This is a genomic window from Devosia sp. 63-57, assembly GCF_001899045.1.
GTDB classification, from domain to species: Bacteria; Pseudomonadota; Alphaproteobacteria; order Rhizobiales; family Devosiaceae; genus Devosia; species Devosia equisanguinis.
In genome coordinates this window covers 713332-736468 of the sequence record NZ_MKUY01000003.1, presented here as the reverse complement: position 1 = coordinate 736468, position 23137 = coordinate 713332, and the positions used below count along the sequence as shown (strand labels likewise).

At 62.5% G+C, this 23137-nt stretch carries 22 protein-coding genes; 9 read left to right on the top strand and 13 right to left on the bottom strand.

What is annotated here, in order from left to right; all coding sequences use genetic code 11:
• Window position 1 precedes the first annotated feature (1 nt).
• From BGO80_RS03710 to ureC, 3 genes are all read right to left on the bottom strand, one after another.
• A complete protein-coding gene (locus BGO80_RS03710) occupies window positions 2–583 on the bottom strand; it encodes a hypothetical protein (protein ID WP_286719184.1) in 582 nt (193 codons plus the stop codon).
• A gap of 9 nt (window positions 584–592) precedes the next feature.
• Window positions 593–1039: an MliC family protein gene (locus BGO80_RS03705; protein WP_286719182.1), complete on the bottom strand. Its 447-nt coding sequence runs from the start codon at window positions 1037–1039 to the stop codon at window positions 593–595.
• A gap of 93 nt (window positions 1040–1132) precedes the next feature.
• The gene (gene ureC, locus BGO80_RS03700) at window positions 1133–2842 is read right to left on the bottom strand and encodes an urease subunit alpha (RefSeq protein WP_286719180.1); all 1710 of its coding nucleotides are present in this window, start codon (window positions 2840–2842) and stop codon (window positions 1133–1135) included.
• Between the two features lie 143 nt (window positions 2843–2985).
• Here ureC and BGO80_RS03695 point away from each other — a divergent pair, with 143 nt between their 5' ends.
• Complete coding sequence (locus BGO80_RS03695; protein WP_286719179.1) at window positions 2986–3828, top strand: cytochrome c4; 843 nt, start codon at window positions 2986–2988, stop codon at window positions 3826–3828.
• 263 nt (window positions 3829–4091) lie between these two features.
• On the opposite strand, the gene BGO80_RS03690 is transcribed toward BGO80_RS03695, so the two are convergent.
• The 5 genes from BGO80_RS03690 to BGO80_RS03670 all read right to left on the bottom strand — a co-directional run bounded on the left by BGO80_RS03690 (window position 4092) and on the right by BGO80_RS03670 (window position 6680).
• Window positions 4092–4508 (bottom strand): hypothetical protein, encoded by a 417-nt coding sequence (locus BGO80_RS03690; protein ID WP_286719177.1) that lies wholly within the window; start codon window positions 4506–4508, stop codon window positions 4092–4094.
• 102 nt (window positions 4509–4610) lie between these two features.
• Complete coding sequence (locus tag BGO80_RS03685) at window positions 4611–4916, bottom strand: urease subunit beta (protein ID WP_286719175.1); 306 nt, start codon at window positions 4914–4916, stop codon at window positions 4611–4613.
• Between the two features lie 11 nt (window positions 4917–4927).
• Window positions 4928–5506 carry a HupE/UreJ family protein gene (locus tag BGO80_RS03680; RefSeq protein ID WP_126152067.1) on the bottom strand — a complete coding sequence of 193 codons (579 nt, stop codon included), beginning with the start codon at window positions 5504–5506 and terminating at the stop codon, window positions 4928–4930.
• A 12-nt stretch (window positions 5507–5518) separates the two neighbouring features.
• On the bottom strand, window positions 5519–5821 hold the full coding sequence (locus BGO80_RS03675; protein ID WP_126152068.1) for an urease subunit gamma: 303 nt from the start codon (window positions 5819–5821) through the stop codon (window positions 5519–5521).
• Between the two features lie 10 nt (window positions 5822–5831).
• Window positions 5832–6680, bottom strand: a complete 849-nt coding sequence (locus tag BGO80_RS03670; protein ID WP_286719172.1) for an urease accessory protein UreD — start codon at window positions 6678–6680, stop codon at window positions 5832–5834.
• 77 nt (window positions 6681–6757) lie between these two features.
• On the opposite strand from BGO80_RS03670, the gene BGO80_RS03665 reads away from it, so the two are divergent.
• Window positions 6758–7084, top strand: a complete 327-nt coding sequence (locus tag BGO80_RS03665) for a hypothetical protein (protein ID WP_286719170.1) — start codon at window positions 6758–6760, stop codon at window positions 7082–7084.
• Between the two features lie 55 nt (window positions 7085–7139).
• Here BGO80_RS03665 and urtE read toward each other — a convergent pair whose 3' ends face one another.
• The 5 genes from urtE to urtA all read right to left on the bottom strand — a co-directional run bounded on the left by urtE (window position 7140) and on the right by urtA (window position 13054).
• The gene (gene urtE, locus BGO80_RS03660) at window positions 7140–7844 is read right to left on the bottom strand and encodes an urea ABC transporter ATP-binding subunit UrtE (RefSeq protein ID WP_286719169.1); all 705 of its coding nucleotides are present in this window, start codon (window positions 7842–7844) and stop codon (window positions 7140–7142) included.
• Window positions 7841–8590, bottom strand: coding sequence for an urea ABC transporter ATP-binding protein UrtD (urtD, locus tag BGO80_RS03655; RefSeq protein WP_286719167.1), 750 nt, complete (start codon window positions 8588–8590; stop codon window positions 7841–7843). Before urtD ends, urtE begins: the two co-directional genes overlap by 4 nt.
• A 4-nt stretch (window positions 8591–8594) precedes the next feature.
• Entirely contained in the window at window positions 8595–9794 is a 1200-nt protein-coding gene (gene urtC, locus BGO80_RS03650) for an urea ABC transporter permease subunit UrtC (RefSeq protein ID WP_286719165.1), read from the bottom strand.
• A gap of 181 nt (window positions 9795–9975) precedes the next feature.
• Window positions 9976–11589: an urea ABC transporter permease subunit UrtB gene (gene urtB, locus BGO80_RS03645; protein WP_286719163.1), complete on the bottom strand. Its 1614-nt coding sequence runs from the start codon at window positions 11587–11589 to the stop codon at window positions 9976–9978.
• A gap of 166 nt (window positions 11590–11755) precedes the next feature.
• Entirely contained in the window at window positions 11756–13054 is a 1299-nt protein-coding gene (gene urtA, locus BGO80_RS03640) for an urea ABC transporter substrate-binding protein (RefSeq protein ID WP_126152156.1), read from the bottom strand.
• 234 nt (window positions 13055–13288) lie between these two features.
• On the opposite strand from urtA, the gene BGO80_RS03635 reads away from it, so the two are divergent.
• The 7 genes from BGO80_RS03635 (at window position 13289) to ppk2 (ending at window position 23122) form a co-directional block, all read left to right on the top strand.
• Entirely contained in the window at window positions 13289–16852 is a 3564-nt protein-coding gene (locus BGO80_RS03635; RefSeq protein ID WP_286719610.1) for an ATP-binding protein, read from the top strand.
• Window positions 16839–17768, top strand: coding sequence for a response regulator transcription factor (locus BGO80_RS03630; protein ID WP_126152157.1), 930 nt, complete (start codon window positions 16839–16841; stop codon window positions 17766–17768). Before BGO80_RS03635 ends, BGO80_RS03630 begins: the two co-directional genes overlap by 14 nt.
• Window positions 17769–18398: 630 nt before the next feature.
• A complete protein-coding gene (locus BGO80_RS03625) occupies window positions 18399–19205 on the top strand; it encodes a hypothetical protein (RefSeq protein ID WP_286719161.1) in 807 nt (268 codons plus the stop codon).
• 136 nt (window positions 19206–19341) lie between these two features.
• Complete coding sequence (locus BGO80_RS03620; protein ID WP_286719160.1) at window positions 19342–20376, top strand: ABC transporter substrate-binding protein; 1035 nt, start codon at window positions 19342–19344, stop codon at window positions 20374–20376.
• 123 nt (window positions 20377–20499) lie between these two features.
• The gene (locus BGO80_RS03615; protein WP_286719159.1) at window positions 20500–21291 is read left to right on the top strand and encodes an ABC transporter ATP-binding protein; all 792 of its coding nucleotides are present in this window, start codon (window positions 20500–20502) and stop codon (window positions 21289–21291) included.
• Window positions 21288–22103, top strand: coding sequence for an ABC transporter permease (locus tag BGO80_RS03610; protein ID WP_286719158.1), 816 nt, complete (start codon window positions 21288–21290; stop codon window positions 22101–22103). The genes BGO80_RS03615 and BGO80_RS03610 overlap by 4 nt, the downstream gene beginning before the upstream one ends.
• A gap of 86 nt (window positions 22104–22189) precedes the next feature.
• On the top strand, window positions 22190–23122 hold the full coding sequence (gene ppk2, locus BGO80_RS03605) for a polyphosphate kinase 2 (protein WP_286719157.1): 933 nt from the start codon (window positions 22190–22192) through the stop codon (window positions 23120–23122).
• Window positions 23123–23137: the final 15 nt, after the last annotated feature.

Sequence of the window (23137 nt, the reverse complement as noted above, 5' to 3'; positions counted from 1 at the left end):
ATTACCCGTAGAAATATCGTGAGACAAGGAAGAGTTGGTAGACATAGTGCACGCAGACAATGGTCAAGTGCACCGCCCGGCTACTGCTGTTCCAGCCAAGAATGCACACCAGAATGCCGCCCAACGGCTGCGCGAGATAGCTCGGTCCCATGCGCTCAAACCGTTCGGGCCCCTTGATGAGGGTGTCGATCACATCAAGCACGGCCACTGCAGCAAAAAAGCCAAAGAACCATTTCCTGCGGCTGAGAAAGTAGTGTTCGTAGCTGTCATATTCGGCAATGCTGTCCGGTGAGAGCAGGGCACACAGGAAGAACAGCATCATCGCATAGGTGACGAGGAAGATCGTCACGCCGAAGGTCCAGGTCTCGATCCGGACAAGCGCCAGTTGCCACCACCAGAACAGCACCAGCTCGATGATCAGCGAGCCGACCCAGAGCAGGTGCAGCAGCGATGGCGGATTTTTGTCCGGATGCTGCACGAAGCCCGCCAGCTTCGTCAGCAGGCGCGTCAGGCCAAGGCCGATGACGGTGCCCAGCAGAATGCGAATATGCGGAAAAACTTCTGCTGCGGAGAAATGGTCCATAGCCGTGTATTATGGCGTCGAACCGGTTTCGGTGCAGCTGGCGAGCGGAGCGGCGTTTTCGTCCTGCATCAGGTCGCGCAGCGTGCCTTCGCCCTGGTGGCTCCACCATTCATAGGGGCCGGAGACATAGCGGGCGCCGGAGCCTGAAATGGTGGTGGCAAAGACATGGTTCTGCCCGTCCACCGGCACGATGGCGAGGAAATTGGGGGCGGCATTGATATATTGCACGGTGAGCGCCGTGCCGTTCTCGCACTGATAGACGACGATATTGCGCTCGATATCGCCCGTGCTTTCAAGCGTCAGCGTCAGGGCGGCCGAGGCCGTCGCCGGCGCAGCGATCGGGGCCGGCGTTTCACTGGTGGCCGGTGCGGCGGGGGTTTCGCTCTGCGCCAAAGCAGGGGCGGCGCCAAGCAGCGTAGAGAACGTGGCGGCGAGCAGAAGTCTGGTCTTGGTCATGGCGATCTCCAGGGGACGAAAATGGGCGAAGCGCCCAGATTCGACCCTCCCCACAATCATGGCGATTGCGAGGTCTGGCAAGGCTTTGCGCCTCTAGAACAGGAAGTAACGCTGCGCCATGGGCAGGACCGTGGCCGGCTCGCAGGTCAGCAGCACCCCATCGGCGCGCACCTCGTAGGTTTCGGGGTGCACGTCGATGACAGGAGTGGCGGTGTTGAGTTTCATGGCCGCCTTGCCGATGCCGGAACGGGTATTGCTCACCGGCAGCAATTGCTTGTCGACCCCCAGCCGCCCGCGCAGGCCGGCATTATGGGCGGCCTGGGAGATGAATACCACCGATGAGCGGCTGACCAGCTTGCCATAGGCGCCGAACATCGGCCGGTAATGCATGGGCTGCGGCGTGGGGATCGAGGCATTGGGGTCGCCCATCGGCGCGGCGGCGATGGAGCCGCCCAGCAGCACCATATCCGGCTTCACGCCAAAGAAGGCGGGGTTCCACAGGACGAGGTCGGCGCGCTTTCCCACTTCCACCGAGCCGATATGCTGGCTCATGCCATGCGCGATGGCTGGATTGATGGTGTATTTGGCGATGTAGCGGCGCACGCGATAGTTGTCGTTGTTGCCGCTTTCCTCCGGTAGGCGACCACGCTGGCGCTTCATCTTGTCGGCGGTCTGCCAGGTGCGGATCAGCACTTCGCCGACGCGGCCCATGGCCTGGCTGTCCGACGAAATCACCGACAGCGCCCCCATGTCATGAAGAATGTCTTCCGCCGCGATGGTTTCCTTGCGGATGCGGCTTTCGGCAAAGGCCACGTCTTCGGGGATGGACTGGTCGAGATGGTGGCAGACCATGAGCATGTCGAGATGTTCGGCAATGGTGTTTTGCGTATAGGGCCGGGTCGGATTGGTCGAGGAGGGGATGACGTTCGGCAGGCCCGCAACCTTCAGAATATCCGGCGCATGGCCGCCACCGGCGCCTTCGGTGTGGAAGGCATGGATGGTGCGGCCCTTGAAAGCGCCTACCGTGTCCTCGACAAAGCCGCTTTCATTGAGCGTGTCGGTATGGATCATCACCTGCACGTCAAAGGCGTCCGCGACGGACAGGCAATTGTCGATAGCGGCGGGGGTGGTGCCCCAATCCTCGTGCAGCTTGAGGCAGGAGGCGCCAGCGAGGATCATTTCCTCCAGCGGGGCAGGGACAGAAGCATTGCCCTTGCCGGCCAGCGCCAGGTTCATCGGGAAGGCGTCGAAACTCTCGATCATGCGCTCGATATGCCAAGCGCCGGTGCAAGTGGTGGCCAGGGTGCCATGGGCAGGGCCGGAGCCGCCGCCAAGCATGGTGGTGACCCCGCTCATCAGCGCTTCCTCGATCTGCTGCGGGCAGATGAAATGGATATGCGCGTCCATGCCCCCCGCGGTGATGATCTTGCCCTCGCCGGCAATTGCTTCAGTCGAGGGCCCGATGATGATGTCGATACCCGGCTGCGTATCGGGATTGCCGGCCTTGCCGATGCCGACGATCACGCCGTTCTTGAGCCCGATATCGGCCTTGTAGATGCCGGTGTGATCAACGATCAGCGCATTGGTGATGACGGTATCGACCGCGCCCTCGGCGCGCGTGCGCTGCGATTGGCCCATGCCGTCGCGGATCACCTTGCCGCCGCCGAACTTCACCTCCTCGCCATAGATGGTGAAATCCTTCTCCACCTCGATGAAGAGTTCGGTATCGGCCAGGCGCACTTTGTCGCCGGTGGTCGGGCCATACATATCGGCATAGGTGGCGCGTGAAATGCGGGCGGGCATGGGATGGCTCCGGGTCAGGCTGGGACGGTGGGAAGGACCGGTGCGAGGCCGGTTCCTGCAACAAATCTGAGGTCTATATTCAAATATACGGCCATCCGTTTCGGCCCTATTCTTGCTCCCGTTTCGGAGGGAGAGAGGCTGAAATGACCTTGAGGGTATTCGCGACAATTGTCTGTGCCGGCTTTCTTGCCGGAAGTGCTGCCATGGCCGCCGAGCCGAGCGTCGAGCGCGGCGACTATATCGTCAACTCCATCGGTGCCTGCGGCAGCTGCCACACCCCGTTCGGTCCGAATGGGCCGGATATGAGCAAGGCGCTGGGCGGGCGCGTCGTGGAGGACAGCGAGGCTTTCACCGCCATTGCGCCCAATATCACGCCCGGGGGCGAAATCGCCGGCTGGAGCGATGAGGAACTGGGCCGGGCCATTCGCGAAGGCGTCCGCCCCGATGGCTCGATCATCGGGCCGCCCATGCCGTTCGAGGTCTATCACGGCATTTCCGACACTGATCTGGCGTCGATCGTGATGTATCTGCGCAGCATTCCGGCGGTGGAGAACGATCCCGGCAAGTCCGAATATCGCATTCCGCTGCCCCCGGCCTGGGGCCCGCCGGTGACCAGCGTCGCCGATGTGCCTGCGGGCGTCTCGGTCGAATACGGCGCCTATCTCGCCGGACCGCTGGGCCATTGCACGGTCTGCCACACGCCCTTTGGCCCCAATGGGGCGCCGCAGTTCGAGACGCTGCTGGGGGCCGGCGGCAATGAATTCCACGGGCCGTGGGGCACCTCGGTTTCCGCCAATATCACCCCGACCGAGCTGGCCCAGTTCAGCGACGCAGAGGTGGAAACCATGATCCGCAAGGGCATGCGTCCGGGCGACGTGGCGATGTTCCCGCCCATGTCCTACCCGCATTACGACCGGATGAGCGCCGACGATATGGCCGCGCTGATCCTCTATCTCCGCAGCCTCGAACCCAAGCCGTTCCAGTAGGCGGCAGATCGCAGCGGCTTCCACCGCTCCGCCCTCGGGCTCTATCGCCTCCCTCCCCCTTGAGGGGAGGGACTGAGGGTGGGGGTCCATCAGTGAAACGCTGAACCACCCCCCACCCCGGCCCTCCCCCTCAAGGGGGGAGGGAGGACAGGAGCCTAAGCGCCCGAGCGTTGTGATGGGGCCACGAGCCCCCGAAAAGCTTGCTTCTGAATACTGGCCATCGCCCAATATGTGGGCGTGAAACCTGCTTTGCCCCGCCGAGACTAGTTCTTCGGCTTGGCCTTCTGCGTATTGTACACCGAAACCGTATGATCGATCACGCCGTCCAGCAATTGCTCGCCGGCAGCCATGATGGCGTCGGCACGCTGGGTGGCGGCGATCAGCGAGATCGACAGCAGCTGGATGGCGTAGGAATGCTTGATCCGGCCCGCCTTGTGATGCTCGTTGCCCTGGGCCTCGAAGGTCTTGAGCAGGTTGGAATAGGTTTCGCCTGTCATCACCGACTTGGCGCCGCTCCAGCTGGTCTGCTCGAGCTTGGCCGCCAGCTCGCCGGCAAGGCTGCCCACCAGCGCCATGGCTTCGCCATCCTGCGATCCGACTTCCTGAAGGTCCTTCAGCACGGCGGTAAAGCGCTGCTTGAATTCGGCTTCCTTGCTCGGGGAAGTGGTCTGCTCGGTCATGATCGGGTCCCGGCCTGTTGATGCGTGCGGCGGACCTTAAAGCAGCTTTCGGCCCGCAGCGCCATGGCGCCGGGCCTGAATTTGCAATGTCGCCGCCCCGCCTCACAGCGGGCCCATGACCTGCTGGCGGAAGCCGTAGATGCGGCGATCGCCCGAGATCGGCACCAGCCTGACCTCGCGGGCCTGGCCCGGCTCGAAGCGCACGGCAGTGCCCGCGGCAATGTCGAGCCGCATGCCGCGCGCCGCTTCGCGCGCAAAACTCAGCCCCGCATTGGTCTCGTAGAAGTGGTAATGCGAGCCGACCTGGATCGGGCGGTCGCCGGTATTGGCGACCTCGATGGTGATGACGGGCGCACCGACATTGAGTTCGATATCGCCCTGGGCCGGAATGATTTCGCCGGGGATCATCGCGCTTCTCCTCAGGCGCCGAAGGCGAGATAGAGCCCGCCCAGCGCCGTTGCCGCGCCCGCGACGCGGGTCAGCAGCTTGCCGCTGACGCGGGACAGCAGCACCCCAGCACCAATACCGACGGCATGCAGCAGGGCGGTGGCGAGCATGAAGCCGATGGCGAACTGCCAGGCGCCGGCCTCGCCCAGCTCACCGCCATGGGCATGGCCATGGAAGAAGGCGAAGAAGCCGACCATGGCCGCCACTGCCGGGGTCGGGATGGGCAGGGCCAGGGCAATGGCGATGCCGATAAAGATAACCGAGGCCAGGATCACCGGCTCTACGAAGGGCAGGGGCACGCCGGCAATGGCCAATGCAAAGCCCACGGCCATGGTCCCGACGAAGGCGGCGGGGACCATCCAGATGGCGCGTCCACCCTGTTGCGCGGCCCAGAGGCCGACCGCGATCATCGCCAGAATATGGTCGAGGCCGAACAGCGGGTGGCTGAAGCCGGCGGCAAAGGAGCCGTGCTCACCCGGATCCAGGTGGGCAAAGGCGGGAAGGGTGGCGGCGGCCGAAATGGCCAGGACCAGCAGGCTGCGCTTAAGCATGGTTTGCCTCTCTTATCGAATGGGTTGGTGGACGGTGACCAGCTTGGTGCCGTCAGGAAAGGTGGCTTCCACCTGCACGTCGTGGATCATCTCGGCGATGCCCTCCATCACCTGCTCGCGGGTGATGACGTGGGCGCCGGCTTCCATCAGTTCGGCCACCGGGCGGCCGTCGCGGGCGCCTTCCACCACAAAGTCGGTGATGAGAGCGATGGCCTCGGGATGGTTGAGCTTGACGCCGCGTTCCAGGCGCTTGCGGGCGACGATGGCGGCCATGGCCACCAGCAGCTTGTCTTTTTCGCGGGGAGTGAGGTTCATCTTCTGCGTCCTAGAGGTGCCAGAGGCGCGGCAGGCTGCCGGCGCCGGTGAGTTCGAGCAAGGTTGGAACGATCAGCCGCCGCAGTGCAAGCCCGCTCCGCGCCATGGCCCGGATCACCAGGCGTTCGCCATTGGCGCTGGCAGCGATTTGCCCATTTGCGGGCAGAATGGTGCGGATGCGGTCGCGCAGTATTTCGGCGCGGTCGGCATCGGCCGCGATATGGACGATGGAGGCGAAGGCCCGACAATGGGCCAGCAGCGACAGGCCATCGCGCTCGCTGCCGGCTCCGGTCAGCTGCGTGGCCTCGGCATGGATGAGCCGGCCACAGCGATAAATGCGCCAGTTGTCGCGCAGTTCGGCGTCGCGCGCTTCCTCGCCCATGGCATCGCGCCCCAGCAGGATGGCCTCGATGGCGGTAAGGGTCGCGCCCGCGTCGAGTTCGATGTCCAGCCGACGGTCGAGCTTGCTGGCTTCGAACAGGATGGTTTCCTGCGGCAGCCAGTCCAGATGCGCGCCCGCGCCAACCTTGAGCCGGGTTTCGACCCTGGCGGTATCGCCGGTCGAACGATAGCTGCGCTCGCAGGCCTGAGTGGTCACCACCAGATGTCCGCCCGCCGCCACCTCGGCGCGCCACTGCAACTGATCTCCGCCGGTAATGCCGCCCGCCGTATTGATCAATACCGCCTCGAGGGCGCTGGAATGGGTGTTGGGCAGGCGGATCTTGCCGCAGCCATCCTGGAACAATTGGTCGAGCCGGGTGCGCCCGTCACGCTGCTTGGTGACGATGGCTGCGGCGCCCCGGGCGCGCTGCAGTTGCGGGGTGGTTGCGATCACGTTTTTCAAAAGCGTATTTTTCATCGCAACCCAATGCTCCCGACCTCGTTATCAGGGTGAGCGCAAACGCTTTCATCACGATTTATCAAGAGGTTACGAACATGACTCTCAAATCGACTCTGTCCGTTGTCGCCATCGCCGCTGGTCTTGCCATGTCGGTTCCGGCTTTCGCTCAGACCATGATCAATGGTGCTGAAGTGTCTGAATCCGACCTCGCCGTCGTCCAGGCCCACTGCGATACCCTCAAGCTGCGCGATACCTCTGACTCGCAGGCTGGCCAGCCGCAGGGTGATGCCGCTGCCGAGACGCCGGTCGAGAACGCCCAGGCTGAAACCGACGCTGCCAATACCTCGACCTCTCCTACGGTCGACCTGGACACGATCGACCTGCAGGCCTGTATCGACGCTGGTCTGGTCACGGCTAACTAAGTCGCAGATCATCGTATTACCCACTGCACCCGGCTTCGGCCGGGTGCATTGCTTTTTACACCATCAAATGCCGGCGCACATCGTCCCGATCGAGGTCGCTCGCGGGACCTGAATGCATGATTTCCCCGCGATCCATCACATAGATATCGTCGGCAATCTCGCGGCAGAAATCGAGGAACTGCTCGACCAAGAGGATGGTCATGCCCTTCTCGTCGCGCAGAAATTGCAGCGCCCGGCCGATATCCTTGATGATCGAGGGCTGGATACCCTCGGTGGGTTCGTCCAGAACCAGCACTTTGGGTCGGGTGACCAGCGCGCGGCCGATTGCCAGCTGCTGTTGCTGGCCACCCGAGAGATCGCCGCCCCGCCGCCCAAGCATGGACTTGAGCACCGGGAACAGCTCGAAAATGTAGTCGGGAATATTGCGCTCGCCGCGCTTCAGGCCGGCATAGCCGGTCTCGAGGTTTTCCTTGACCGTCAGCAGCGGGAAAATCTCGCGTCCCTGCGGCACATAGCCGATCCCCATCCACGCGCGCTTGTAGGGTGCCGCTTTTTTCAGCACTTCGCTGCCGAAAGTTATGGCACCCGATGAGATGTGGTTGATGCCGGTGATGGCGCGCAGCGTCGAGGATTTTCCGACGCCGTTGCGGCCGAGTACCGCCGTGATCCGCCCGGGTTCGCAAGTCAGCGAAATCTTCTTCAGGGCCTGCGCTGCACCGTAGTGGAGGTCGATGGCGTCGATCGAGAGCGCTGATGTCATCGTCCCAGATACCTTTCGATCACGATGGGATTGGCACTGACCTGGTCCAGCGTGCCCTCGGCTAGCACCGCGCCTTCGGCCAGGCACACCACGCGCGAGCCCAGTGCGCGCACAAAGCTCATGTCGTGTTCGACGACGACAACCGACCGGGTTTTTGCGATCTCACGCAGCAATTTCGCAGTCTCCTCGGTCTCGCTATCGGTCATGCCCGCCACCGGTTCGTCGACCAGCAGCAGCTTGGGATCTTGTGCAAGCAGCATGCCAATCTCCAGCCATTGCTTCTGCCCATGGCTGAGATTGGCCGCGAACTCGTCCTTGCGATGGAGCAGGCGCACAGTTTCGAGGATTTCTGTGATGCGGGCGATGTCGTCGGCGCTGGCCGTGTAGAACAGCGCCGGAAAGATGCCGCGCGGCTTTTTCAGCGCCATTTCCAGATTGTCCCAGACCGTGTGGCTCTCGAACACGGTGGGCTTCTGGAATTTGCGGCCAATGCCGAGATTGGCAATGGCTGCCTCGTCCATCTTGGTGAGGTCGGTGCGGCCATCGAACAGCACCTCACCAGCGTCCGGCCTGGTCTTGCCGGTGATGATATCCATCATCGTGGTCTTGCCGGCGCCATTGGGGCCGATAATGGCCAGCATTTCGGCCGGTCCGACGATGATCGAAAGCCCGTTAATGGCCTTGAAGCCGTCGAAGGCCACCGAGACGCCATCGAGGTAGAGCATCGTGTCCTGTGCCTTGCTCATGGCTTTACTCCGCAGGCTTGGGCTGGATTGCTGGGGCGAAGCTGGCCGGGTCCTCGCCCTTTTCCATGTCGCTGGATTGTTCTGGGGTCGCCGGCGGCGCATCGGCAACCGGCTTGCGCCGGCCAAAGATTTGCGCCCATAGCCCGACAATGCCCTTGGGCAGGAACAGGGTTGAGACCACGAAAAGCGCGCCGAGTGCGAACAGCCAAAGCTCGGGCAGGGTGGTGGTGAACCAGGATTTGCCCAGATTGACCACGATGGCGCCGATGATCGGCCCGATCAGCGTGCCGCGTCCGCCCACGGCCGTCCAGATCACCACTTCGATGGAATTGCCCGGCTCGAATTCGCCGGGATTGATGATGCCCACCTGCGGCACATAAAGCGCCCCGGCAATCCCGGCCATGATGGCCGACACCGTGAAGGCAAACAGCTTCACATATTCGACGCGATAGCCAAGAAAGCGCGTGCGGCTTTCGGCATCGCGCACCGCGACCATCACCTTGCCCAGCTTGGAATTGACGATCAGCGAGCAGATCAGCACCGAGATGGCCAGCGCGATGGCGGTGGCGGCAAACAGCGCCAGCCGCGTCGTCTGTGCCTGCACCGGGGCGCCCAGAATGTCCTTGAAATCGGTCAGCCCATTATTGCCGCCAAAGCCCATATCGTTGCGGAAGAAGGCCAAGAGCAGCGCGAAGGTCATGGCCTGCGTCATGATCGAGAGATAGACGCCGGTGACGCGACTGCGGAAGGCGAAGAAACCGAAGATAAAGGCGAGGAGACCGGGGACCAGCACTACCATGGCCATGGCGAACCAGAAATTGTCGAAGCCCAACCAATACCAGGGCAGTTCCTTCCAGTTGAGGAACACCATGAAGTCGGGCAGGACCGGATTGCCATAGACGCCGCGCGTGCCGATCTGGCGCATGAGGTACATGCCCATGGCATAGCCACCGAGCGCGAAAAACGCCCCATGGCCCAGCGAAAGAATGCCGCAATAGCCCCAGACCAGATCCAGTGCGAGCGCGAGGATGGCATAGGCCAGGTACTTGCCCATCAGCGAGACCAGATAGGTCGGCACATGGCCGAATTGCCCCGGCGGGATCAGCAGATTGGCCATGGGCACGAGCACGGCCACGGCGAGGAAGATAGAGATGACCCAGATGGCTTTGCGGTCGAGCGCGCGGAACAGGGCTTGGGTCAGCATGGGCAGGCACTCCGCATTGCGTCGATGATGCAGTGAGCCATCGGCTCCTGCGCCTCCCTCCCCCTTGAGGGGAGGGACTGAGGGAGGGGGTGGTTATGTTCGTCACTGATGGACCCCCCACCCCGGCCCTCCCCCTCAAGGGGGGAGGGAGCGAAGGAACCAAAGCTTCTGAGCGTCATCATCACTGCTCCACCGCCCGGCCCTTGAGCGCGAACAGCCCTCTTGGACGCCGCTGGATGAAGAGGATGATCAGCACCAGGATCAGGATCTTGCCCAGCACTGCGCCGGCATAGGGTTCGAGGAATTTGTTGGCCACGCCCAGCGTCAGGGCGCCGACCAGCGTGCCCCAGAGATTGCCGACGCCGCCGAAGACCACGACCATGAAACTGTCGATGATGTAGTTCTGGCCCAGGTTCGGCGAGATATTGTCGATCTGGGTCAGCGCCACGCCCGCCAGACCGGCAATGCCCGAGCCCAGCCCGAAGGTCATGGCGTCGACAAAGGGGGTGCGGATGCCCATGGCCGAGGCCATGCGGCGGTTCTGCGTCACGGCGCGCATCTGCAGCCCCAGCGGCGTGCGGTTGAGCACCAGCAGCAGCATGAAGAACACGATCAACGCGAAAATGACGATCCAGAACCGGCCATAGGTGATGGAGAGGCCGAAGAATTCGGTCGAGCCGCTCATCCATGTGGGGGCGATGACCATCTGGTTGGTCGGCCCGAAAATCGAGCGCACCGTCTGTTGCAGGATCAGCGAAATGCCCCAGGTGGCGAGCAGGGTTTCAAGCGGGCGGCCATAGAGCCAGCGAATGACGCCGCGCTCGATGCCGACGCCAATGGCCCCGGTGACGAGGAAGGCGCAGGGCAGGGCGATCAGCAGCGAGTAATCCAGCAGTCCCGGAAAATTCTGGCGGATGACCAACTGCACCATGAAGGTCGTATAGGCGCCCAGCATCACCATCTCGCCATGTGCCATGTTGATGACGCCCATGACCCCGAAGGTGATGGCCAGGCCAATGGCGGCCAGCAGCAGCACCGAGCCCAGCGAAATGCCGAACCACACATTCTGCAAGGCACCCCACACAGCGCGTTCCTGTTCAAGACCGGCCAGGGCCGACTGGATCGTGGGGCGCAGCTCTTCGGGTGCGGAGTTCAGCGCGCCGGTCAGAATGGTTATGGCGGCGCGCCCGGCATTGGCGGCGACCTGCGGCACGGCGGCACTCTTGTCGTCGATGCTGGCGTCGTCGCTGGCGAGGATGGTCACCGCCCGCGCCGTCTGCATGGCCTTGAGCACATTGGCGTCGGTTTCCTCGGCAATGGCCTCATCCAGCAGCGGCAGAATGGCGGGATCGGGCTTGGCCATGAAAGCGTTGGCGGCAGAGAGACGGGTCGCCGCACTCTCGCTCATCAAGGTCATGCCGCTCACCGCCACCGAAACGTCGCGGCGCAGGCTGTTATTGATGCGGATGCGCGCGAAATCGGCGCCTTCGGCTGGATCGATCGCTTCGCCGGATACCGGATCGACATACGCCGCGCCGCGCTGGATGGCGACGAGGCCTGATGTCTTGTCGGCATAGAGCGTGCCATCGGCGAGAGCCTGCAAAGCGGGGACGACGCTGGTATCGCCGGTCGCGGCCAGATCGGTGACGATCTGCCCCAATTCCTTGAGGCTGGCCTGGCCCATTGATTGTACGAGGGCCGGAATGTCTGCGCTGGCATCCTGGCCGTGGGCATTTGGAAATATCAGGAACGGCAGGGCCATAAGCACCAGGCGAATTGCGCGGAGAATGGTCATGGTTCTGGCGTCCTTGGTTTTTGGTGTGGTGTGGAGAGAACCCCCACCCGGCCTCCCCCTTAAGGAGGGGGAGGGGAAGATTTGTGCTTGGGTGAGATCTCGCCTCAGCCACCGGCCCATCCCTCCCCCTGCTTCAGGGGGAGGTTAGGTGGGGGTGGCCCTTGACTTACTGCGCCGCGGCGCCGCAGGTTTTGGTTTCGGTATTGTAGTTGCCGCAGTTGATCGGGGCGGTCCAATCGGCTTCCAGCATCTTGGATTCCGGCAGATAGTCGGACCAGGCATCGCCGGGGACGAGATCTTCGGTTTCCCAGACCACGAAGAACTGGCCATCATCCTGGATTTCACCGATCAGCACCGGCTTGGTGATGTGGTGGTTCGGGAGCATCTTGGCCATGCCGCCGGTCAGGTTCGGGGTTTCCAGCCCGACAATAGCGTCGATGACGGCGTCTGAATCGGTGGTGCCGGCAGCTTCGACAGCCTTCACCCAGAGGTTGAAGCCGATCATATGGGCTTCCATCGGGTCATTGGTGACGCGCTTGTCGTCGCCGATATAGTCGTGCCAGGCCTTGATGAACTCGGCATTCTCGGGCGTATCGACGCTCATGAAGTAGTTCCAGGCGGCCAGGTGCCCCACCAGCGGGGTGGTGTCGAAGCCGGAGAGTTCTTCCTCGCCCACCGAGAAGGCCACGACCGGGATATCCTCGGCCTTGATGCCCTGGTTGCCCAGCTCACGGTAGAACGGCACGTTGGCATCGCCGTTGATGGTCGAGACCACGGCGGTCTTCTTGCCGGCCGAACCGAAAGCCTTGATATCGGAGACGATGGTCTGCCAATCGGAATGACCGAAGGGCGTGTAGTTGATCATGATGTCTTCGGCGGCCACACCCTTGTCGAGCAGGTATTGCTCGAGGATCTTGTTGGTGGTCTGCGGATAGACATAGTCGGTGCCGGCCAGCACCCAGCGCTCGACGCCCTCGTCATTCATCAGATAGTCGACGGCCGGAATGGCCTGCTGGTTGGGCGAAGCGCCGGTATAGAAGACGTTGCGCTGGCTTTCCTCGCCCTCATATTGGACGGGGTAGAACAGCAGGCTGTTCAGTTCCTCGAACACCGGCAGCACCGACTTGCGGCACACCGAGGTCCAGCAGCCGAACACGGCGTCGACATCGTCCACCTCGATCAACTGGCGGGCCAGTTCGGCGGCCAGCGGCCAGTCGGAAGCGATATCGACCACGACGGGTTCGATCTGCTTGCCGAGAAGACCGCCCTTGGCGTTTTGCTGTTCGATCAGGAACAGCATCGTGTCCTTGAGCGTGGTTTCGGAAATGGCCATCGTGCCCGACAGCGAATGCAGAATGCCGACCTTGATGGTGTCGTCCTGGGCCATGACCGGCGTCATGGACAGCGAGACGCTGCCGGCGAGAACCGCAGCGAGCAGAGCGCTTTTGGCGCTGAAATAGGTCATTGTGTTAGTCCCTCTGAAGATTTGTTCCCCGAGACACCAAGGGAGGCGTCTGGGGAGACACTGGGACCATTCTTAACTTGAGCCCTATACGTCGATTGACGTAACCGCCCAGCGGCACACCGCGCGCCGGTCAGCGAAAGGCCTGAAAAACCGCGTGATTTCGGTTGGTTTCATGCTAATGAAGGCCCTGGCGATTTTTTGGGCAACGCGCAAAACTGGTTAAGGCCTGGGCGGATCATGGCACGGCAGAGGATCATTCCGGTCAGGCGCGCATATAATCGCTGGGTCGCCAACCAAACCCTGGAAGACTATGCGCTGCGCTTCACGGCCAAGTCGGCGCGGCGCTTTTCCAATGACCGAATCTCGCAGACCGCCATCGGCGCCATCTCGTTCCTTGCGCTCGAAGCCATCGGCGGCGCCATCACCCTCAGCTATGGCACCACCAATGCGCTGATCGCCATTCTGATCGCTTCCATCGCCATTCTGCTGGTCGGCGTGCCCATTGCGCGCTACGCCACCCGGCATGGCGTCGATGTCGATCTGCTCACCCGTGGAGCGAGCTTTGGCTATATCGGCTCGACCATCACATCGCTGATCTATGCCAGCTTCACCTTCATCCTCTTCGCCATCGAAGCCTCGATTATGGCCAGCGCCTTGCAGCTGGCTTTCGGCCTGCCGCTCTGGATCGGCTACATCATTTCCGCCGTGGCGGTGATCCCGCTGGTCACCCACGGCATCCGCATGATCAGCCGCTTCCAGCTCATCACCCAGCCATTCTGGATCGTGCTCAACGTCCTGCCTTTCGTTTTCATCGCCTTCATGGATTGGGAGAAGTTCGATCTCTGGCGCGCCTTCAATGGCCTGGGCCAGCCCGAAGGCGCGGCCGGCAGTATCGCTGCCTTCGACGTCGCCAAGTTCGGCGCTGCTTCCGCCGTCATCCTGGCGCTGATGACCCAGATCGGCGAACAGGTGGATTTCCTGCGCTTCCTCCCCGCCGAGGGCGCGCCGAAATGGCGGCAGAAGCTTGGCATCTTTCTCGCCGGGGCAGGGTGGGTGGCCGTGGGGGCGCCCAAGCTGATCGCCGGCTCGTTCCTCGCCTTCCTCGCCCTATCCTCCGGGGTCTCCCCCGAACACGCCTCCGAGCCGGGCTATATGTATGCCGTCGCCTTCGGCTACATGATTCCCAATGAATTCGTGGCGCTGATGCTGATGGCCGGCTTCGTGGTCATCAGCCAGCTCAAGATCAATGTCATGAACGCCTATGCCGGCTCGCTGGCCTGGTCGAACTTCTTCTCCCGCCTCACCCATAGCCATCCCGGCCGCGTCGTCTGGCTGTTGTTCAACGTCGCCATCGCGCTCCTGTTGATGGAGCTGGGCATTTATCGTTTGCTCGAAGAGACGCTTGGCACCTTCTCGATCATTGCCATGGCCTGGCTCTGCTCGATCTCTGCAGACCTCTTCGTCAACAAGCCATTGGGCCTGGCCCCTCCGGGCATCGAGTTCAAGCGCGCCCATCTCTACGACATCAATCCGGTGGGCGTCGGCTCGATGCTGCTCTCGGCCACCATTGCGCTCGCCGCCCATTTCGGTCTCTTCGGCGAGATGGCGGCGGCGCTTGCGCCCTATATTGCCCTTGTCGTCTGCTTCATCGCCTCGCCCACCATCGCCTGGGCCACCAGGGGCAAATACTATCTTGCCCGCAAGCCGCGCAAAGCCTGGGCCAACAAGACTGTTGTCACCTGCTCGATCTGCGAACATCCTTTCGAGCCAGAGGACATGGCCTGGTGTCCCGCCTATGCGGCGCCGATCTGCTCGCTCTGCTGTTCGCTCGATGCGCGCTGCCATGACATGTGCAAGCCCAAGGCGCATTTCCGGGCTCAGACCCACGCCGTCGCCGCGACGGTGTTGCCGCAATGGATGATCGACAAGCTCCAGAGCCGGTTGGGCCGTTACGGCATCTCCATGGCCGTAGCCACAGCCATTCTCGCCGGCATTTTGGGCCTCATCTACTATTTCGCGGGTCGCTCGGCCCCGCACACAGCCGATGTGGTGGGCGGCACGCTGCTCGTCGTCTTCTTCGTCTTCGCCGTCGCCGCCGGGATCATGACCTGGTTTCTGGTCCTGGCGCATGACAGCCGCCTCGTCGCCGAGGAGGAAAGCTCCCGGCAAAACACGTTGCTGCTCAAGGAAATCGACGCGCATGGCCGCACCGATGCCGAATTGCAGCGCGCCAAGGAAAAGGCCGAGGCCGCCAATCAGGCCAAGAGCCGCTACGTCGTCGGCCTCAGTCACGAATTGCGCACGCCGCTCAATGCAGTGATGGGCTATGCGCAGGTCCTGGAACGCGACGCCGCCATGCCCGAAAATCGCCGGGGTTCGGTGCAGGTCATCCGCCGCAGCGCCGAGCATCTGTCCGGTCTCATCGATGGCCTGCTCGATATTTCCAAGATCGAGGCCGGGCGGCTGCAGGTCTATTCCAACGAGATCAACCTGCAGGATTTCCTCGACCAGCTTGTCGACATGTTCCGCCTGCAGGCCCAGGCCAAGGGGCTGGAATTCCGCCACAGTCGCGCCAAGGCGCTGCCCGCCTATGTGCGCACGGACGAAAAGCGGCTGCGGCAGATCCTCGTCAACCTGCTCTCCAACGCCATCAAGTTCACCAGTGCCGGCCATGTCAGCTTCGATGTCGGCTATCGCATGCAGGTGGCGACTTTCACCATCGAGGATAGCGGTTCCGGCATCACGGCAGACGATCTCCCCCACATCTTCGAGCCCTTCGTGCGCGGCGAGGCCGAGAAAAACCGCTTCACCCCCGGCCTTGGCCTCGGTCTCACCATCACCAAGCTCCTCACCGAAACGCTGGGCGGGGAAATCACCGTCACCAGCACGCCGGGGCAGGGGACCCGCTTTATGGCCCGGCTCATGCTGGCCAAGGTCGAGCGGCCAGCCAAGCGCCTCGCCAACACGCAGCCGATCACCGGTTATACCGGCCCGGCGCGCACCATCATGGTGGTGGACGACAACGAAGACCACCGCGAGCTCATGCGCCAGATGCTCGAGCCGCTGGGCTTTGCGGTGGTGTCGGCAGAGAGTGGGGACGAGTGTTTGGCCAAGCTCGATGCATGGGCTTGGCCGTCCAAGCAGCGATCGGCCTCCCTCACACCGGCCGCAACCCCACCCAAGATCGTCACGCCACCACAGATCGTCACCCTCGGGCTCGACCCGAGGGCTCTTAACTTGCCCAATTCTCCACAAGTGCAGGCCCCTCGGGTCAAGCCCGAGGGTGACGCTTCGAGCGAGGGGATGGCAGCATTTGCCCCCCATCTTTACTTCATCGACATCCGCATGCCGGGGATGAGCGGCTGGGACCTCGTCGCCGCGCTGCGCGAGCGCGGCATCGCTGCCCCCATCATCATGCTCTCGGCCAATATCGGCGATGGCGCTAATCCCACCGGCGCCGATGCCGGTCATTCCGACACGCTGGCCAAGCCCTTCGAGCTCAACCAGCTGATCGACAAGCTGGGCACGCATCTGGCGATAGACTGGACCCATGCCGTGCCGCCATCCGCTCCGGCCGCCCAGACTGCCGCGCTAAAATCCCCCGGCGCCGAGGCCTTGCGCGATCTCGCCAATCTGGGGCAAATCGGCCATGTACGGGGGATCGAGACAAGGCTGACGGAACTGGCCGCCGATCCAGCCAATCTGCCATTGGTGGCGGTGCTGCGCCGCCATATGGAAAATTTTGATTTCGAGGCTTATGCCGAAGCGCTGGAGCGGGTGAGCCATGAGCAGGATTGAGAAAGAACAGGACATCGTCCTCCTGGTAGACGATTCCCCGGAATCACTCGGCTTTCTCACTGCGGCGCTGGAGGATGCCGGCGTCACCGTGCTGGTGGCGCGCTCCGGCGACATGGCGCTCAACATCGTCGAGCGGGTCATTCCCGATGTGGTGCTGATGGATGCGGTCATGCCGGGTCTTGACGGTTTCGAGACCTGCCGCCGCATGAAGGCGCTGGCGACGCTCGCCCATGTCCCCGTCATCTTCATGACCGGGCTGACCGAGACCGAGCATATCGTGCATGCGCTTGAAAGCGGCGGTGTCGATTATCTCAGCAAGCCGATCAATGTCGATGAATTGCGCGCTCGCATTCGTGTTCACCTGGCCAATGCCCGCCGCGCCCAGAGCGCCCGCATCGCGCTCGATGCCGCCGGCCGGCATCTGGTCGCGTTTGCCGCCTATGGCACGGTGTTGTGGTCCACGCCACAGGCCAATCGCTTGCTCGAACGCTCCGGCATGGATGCGCGGGTGCAGGCCGAGATGTCGGCCAATTTCGCCGCCTGGCACCTGCTCGAGGGCGCACAGGCCCAGCCCGGCGACGCCTTTTCGCTGGGTGGCAATGGCGCCACTGGTCTGCAGTTTTCCTATCTCGGCATGGTCGGCGGCGATGAATATCTGTTCCGCCTGAGCCGCATGCAGGCGGAGGGGCAGGAGGACGCCCTGCGCCAGCAGTTCGGCCTGACCCAGCGCGAAAGCGAAGTGCTGCTGTGGATCGCCCGCGGCAAGTCCAATCGCGATATCGGCGACATTCTGGGCCTCAGCCCGCGCACGGTGAACAAGCATCTCGAGCAGGTCTACACCAAGCTCGGTGTCGAAAACCGCGCCTCCGCTGCCATCAAGGCCATCCAGGCCATGCAGGCACCATTCGAGCTGTAGATCAATTCAAACTGAGGTGGGCCCAGGCGCTTTCGCCTCCCTCCCCCCTGAGGGGAGGGATTGAGGGTGGGGGGCCATCAATGTGTCACTGAACTACCCCCCACCCCAGCCCTCCCCCTCAAGGGGGGAGGGAGCGATAGAGCTGCATCATTCAGAACGTGAAAAGCTCCAGGGCGAGGTTTTTGTAGCGACCCATCACATTACGGGCCTGCGGGGTTGCCCAGGCCGTTCCACCCCAATCCCGATCACAATTTTCTCAGCCGCAACTGCCTGCGGAACCCATCGCAATTTGTCTCGTTGAATGGGCACGTCGACTGCTGAAGCAGCGACACCGGAATTGGGGGAAAGCCAACAGAGCCTCCCCCTTCGAAGGGTGGATGGACGTAAAGGTTGACGCTCCTTTACGGCCGCCCCGCTGGGCGCGAAACCTCGGTTTCGCGCCCTTCTTTTTGTGCTGCGCAAATGCGGCCCAACTCTCCTCCGAGTCCATCATCGTTAGCGCCGTGTGAACGGCAATCGACTGAGTATTTTTACTGTCTGTTTATTGCGCCGTTTTCTGTGATGAAACGGAATCAGTACTGTTTCGTATTTTTCCTATGCGACCAATCCGGCGCAGAAGGAGAAGGAACGATGAAACGTACACACGCTACATTTATGTCCCTCGTCTTGCTTTCGGGGGTATCTCTGCCAGCCTATGCAGATAGTCTGCTCGGCATTATCGGCAGCGGGGATAGCAACTCACTCATCACAGTGGGATCGGGCGATGCGTCTGATTCCGGCCTCGTGAATATTGGTCTGGGTGGCCAGAACCAGGTGCTCGATGTCCAGGTGGGCAGCGGCAACCAACCTCTCGCCAATGCCACCGTTGGAAGTGGTGGGGATAATGGCCTCGTCAATGCTAATGTCGGCCTGCTCGACCGCAATGTGACTGTCGATGCGCAGGTGGGCGGCGACAGTCTCGCCAATGTCGACGTCAATATCGGCGGCGGCGGCAACAATGGCGGTGGCGGCAATAATGGCGGCAATAACGGTGGCGGCGGAAATAACGGCGGCAACGGTGGCAACGGTGGCAATGGCGGTAACGGCGGCAACAATGGTGGCGGCAACGGCGTCGCTATCAGCGGTTCAGGTGGCGTCAGCGGCAGCAATTGCGTGGCCACGCCTGCCTCCCAGATTGAACGCCTGATCCAGTCCACCCGCATCGACGGCTCGTGGCAGCGCGCCAGCAATGTCGCCATCCGTCGCGTCGATATCTGCCCGGAAGTGCAGACCTGGCTGGCTGCGGCGCTCTCCAATAGCGGGCTCGGACAATCGCTGCGCTCCGCGATTGCTGCCGACCCGCTGGTCAATGCCTCGATCACCCGCTCCAGCTATAACGCCAATCGGGTGTTCGCGGTGGAGCAGAAGGGCAATCAGTTGACCGTTTTCGTCTACTGATCCAGCCCAATTGAGCACCAACATGCCCATAAAATAGGCATTTGAAAGTATTGGCGCCGATGTAAGCAGTTTCTGCTTGCATCGGCGTTTTTGCTGGGCTTGATTTCCCTCAAGACAAGAATGGGGACGTCAAGACATGCTTTCACGCCGATCCTTCTCCACCGCCCTGGCACTGGCCGCGGGTCTCAGCATTTCCGGCTTCTCGGTACTGCCGGCCATGGCGCAGACCGACATCAAGTTCACGCTGGACTGGCGTTTCGAAGGTCCGGCGGCCGGGTTCCTGTTGGCGCAGGACAATGGCTATTTCGCCGAGGAAGGACTCAACGTCACCATCGATACCGGCAATGGCTCGGTCGAGGCCATCCCGCGCGTCGCGACCGGCGCCTATCAGATGGGCTTTGGCGACATCAACTCGTTGATCAAGTTCCTCGACGAAGATCCGGCCCAGCCAGTCACGGCCGTGATGATGGTCTATGACAAGCCGGTCTTTTCCATCATCGGCCGCAAGTCGCTGGGGATCACCGACGATCCGAAGTCGCTCGAGGGCAAGAAGCTCGGCGCGCCGCCGCCCGATGGGGCCTTTGCCCAGTGGCCTGCCTTCATCGAAGCGGCCGGGCTAGACGCCTCCACCATCACCATCGAATCCATCGGCTTTCCGGTGCGCGAGCCGATGCTGGCCTCCGGCGATGTCGATGGCGTCTTCGGCTTCGCCTTTTCCGTCATTCTCAATCTCAAGGCCAATGGCGTGCCGGATGATGACATTTCCACCATCCTCTTCGCCGATCACGGCCTCAATCTCTATGGCAATGCGGTGCTGGTGAACGAGACCTTTGCTGCCGAAAATCCCGAGGCGGTCAAGGGCTTCCTTCGTGCCCTGGCCAAGGGCTTTGCCGATGCCGTGGCCGATCCAGCCGCCGGTGCCGCTGCCGTTCTGGCCCGCAATGAAACGCTCAATCTCGAAACCGAAACCGAGCGTCTGACCATGGCCAATGAGATGAATATCAAGACCCCCTATGTCGTCGAAAACGGCTTTGGCGGTATCGACGAGGCGCGCCTGGCCGCCTCCATCGAGACGCTGAAGATTTCCATGGGCCTCAAGGGCAATGTCACCGCCGCGGAGGTTTTCGACGCCCAGTATCTGCCGCCCGCCGCAGAGCGCATGCTGCCCTGAGGCTACTGGCAGTCTCCCGGGCGTGAGGGCGCCCGGGCTATCCGCCCCAGAACGTTCTTTCGAGGGAACGAGGATGTTCTGGGGCGGGTCCTTTTCCGCCCACCCGCCTGCCAAGGAGCCGCCATGACCTCCCCCCTGGTCTCCATCGAAAATGTCGACATGCGCTATGGCGGGCCAGATGGCACGCTGGCGGTGAGCGGGCTTAACCTCAGGATCAATCGCGGCGAGTTCGTCGCCGTTGTCGGGCCCTCCGGCTGTGGCAAGTCCACGCTGATGAAGCTGACCACCGGGCTCCATATCCCGCAATCCGGCGTCGTCATCGTCGCCAATAGCCAGGTGACCAAGCCGGTCTCGATCGTCGGCATGGCCTTCCAGAACCCCACCATGTTGCCCTGGCGCACGACGCTCGAAAACATTCTCCTGCCGCTCGAAATCGTCGAGAAGCACCGCCATCGGCTGCGCGCCCACAAGGCGGAATACATTGCCAAGGCCGAAAAGCTGCTCGAAACCGTCGGGCTGAAGGGCTTTGGCGACAAATTTCCCTGGCAGCTATCGGGCGGCATGCAGCAGCGCGCCAATCTCTGCCGCGCCCTCATTCACGAGCCGGAACTGCTTATGCTCGACGAGCCCTTCGGCGCGCTCGATGCCTTCACCCGCGAGGAGCTGTGGTGCGTCATCCGCGATCTGCATGCCGCCCAAGGCGTCACCATCGTGCTCGTCACCCATGACCTGCGCGAAAGCGTCTTCCTGGCCGACAAGGTGGTGGTCATGTCCGCCCGTCCGGGGCGGGTGATTTCCGAGCATGTCGTGCCCTTCGTCCGGCCGCGCCAGCTCGAGCTGCTCTACGAGCCGGATTTCAACGACATGGTGCAGAAGCTGCACGGGGAAATCGCCACTGCGAGGGCCGCCGCATGACCACATTCGAGACGGTAACGCCCGTCGCCACCCCGCCCAAGCCCATGTTCAGGATCAATTGGGTGCGCCTGGCCCCCTTCCTCTACACCATCGGCCTCTTCGTCATCTGGGAGCTGGCAGTGCGCGTTTCCGGCCTGCCGCACACCATCCTGCCGGCGCCGTCCCGGGTGTTCGAAGCTATTGTCCAGTACTGGTCACCGATCTGGAAGAATTCGGTGCAGACGCTCTACACCACCGTGCTGGGCTTCCTCATCGCCGTGGTGGCGGGGCTGGGCATAGGCCTCTTCATCGGCTGGTCGAAAACCATCTATGCCGGGCTCTATCCGATCATGATCGGCTTCAACGCCATTCCCAAGGTGGCGCTGGTGCCCATCCTCGTCATCTGGTTCGGTATCGGCACCGTGCCCGCGGTGCTCACCGCGTTCCTGATTTCCTTCTTTCCCATCGTGGTCAATGTCGCCACCGGACTTGCCACCATCGAGCCTGAAACCGAGGACGTGCTGCGCGCGCTGGGCGCCAAGAAAATGGACATCATGCTCAAGGTGGGCATTCCCCGCTCCATGCCCTATTTCTTCGGCTCGCTGAAAGTCGCCATCACCCTGGCCTTTGTCGGTTCGGTGGTCAGCGAAACCGTGGCTTCCAATTCGGGCCTCGGCAATATGATGGCCTCGGCGCAATCCAACTTTAACGTGCCGCTGGTCTTTGCGGGCCTGCTCATGCTCGCCGTCGAGGGCATCGCCATGTATGCGCTGATGGCGTGGGTGGAAAAGCGCATGACCGGCTGGGCGCATCGCTCGACCATGGCAAACTGAGGGGCAGCCGTCCGGCGCCGCACGAACTGTCACAAAACCGCAATCGGGGTATGGCCAATGGTGGCGATACCCCGGAGTGCCTTATCGTGACCGAACCTGCATTCAACCGCCTCGACCAGCTCACCATAGAACTCGACCGCATTCGCGACGAGATCGCCGACAGTTTCGACGAAGAGCTCGAGCTGCAATTCGAGGATGACCATCTCGAGGCGCTGGCGGAGGACAGCGAGCGGGAAGGGCGCAAGTCGCTCGATCGCAAGATCTACTTCCGCGAGCTGTTCCGCCTGCAGCACGAACTGGTGCGCCTGCAGGATTGGATCGTGCACAACAAGCTCAAGGTTGCGGTGATTTTCGAGGGCCGAGACTCCGCCGGCAAGGGCGGCGCGATCAAGCGCATCACCCAGCGTCTCAATCCGCGCGTCTGCCGCGTCGTCGCGCTGCCGGCGCCGTCCGATCGCGAGAAGACCCAGTGGTATTTCCAGCGTTACGTGTCGCACCTGCCGGCTGCCGGCGAAATGGTGCTGTTCGATCGCTCCTGGTACAATCGGGCCGGGGTCGAGCGGGTCATGGGCTTTTGCACCCCCGACGAGCTGGAGGAATTCTTCCGCACCGTGCCCGAATTCGAAAAGATGCTGCTGCGCTCCGGCATCATCCTCATCAAGTTCTGGTTCTCGATCACCAATGAGGAGCAGGAATTCCGCTTCCGCATGCGCATCCAGGATCCGCTCAAACAGTGGAAGCTGTCGCCCATGGACATGGAATCCCGCCGCCACTGGGAAGACTATACCAAGGCCAAGGAAGACATGCTCGGCCGCACCCACACCGCCGACTCCCCCTGGTGGGTGGTCGAGGCCGACGACAAGAAGCGGGCCCGGCTCAACTGTATCGCTCACCTACTCTCGGCCATCCCCTATGGCGAGGTGCCCAAGCAGCAGATCGTCCTGCCCGAGCGTATCCGTCACCCCGATTATCACCGTGGCCCGGTGCCCGACGAGATGTATGTCAAAGACGTCTACTGACCGGCGGGCGCGTGG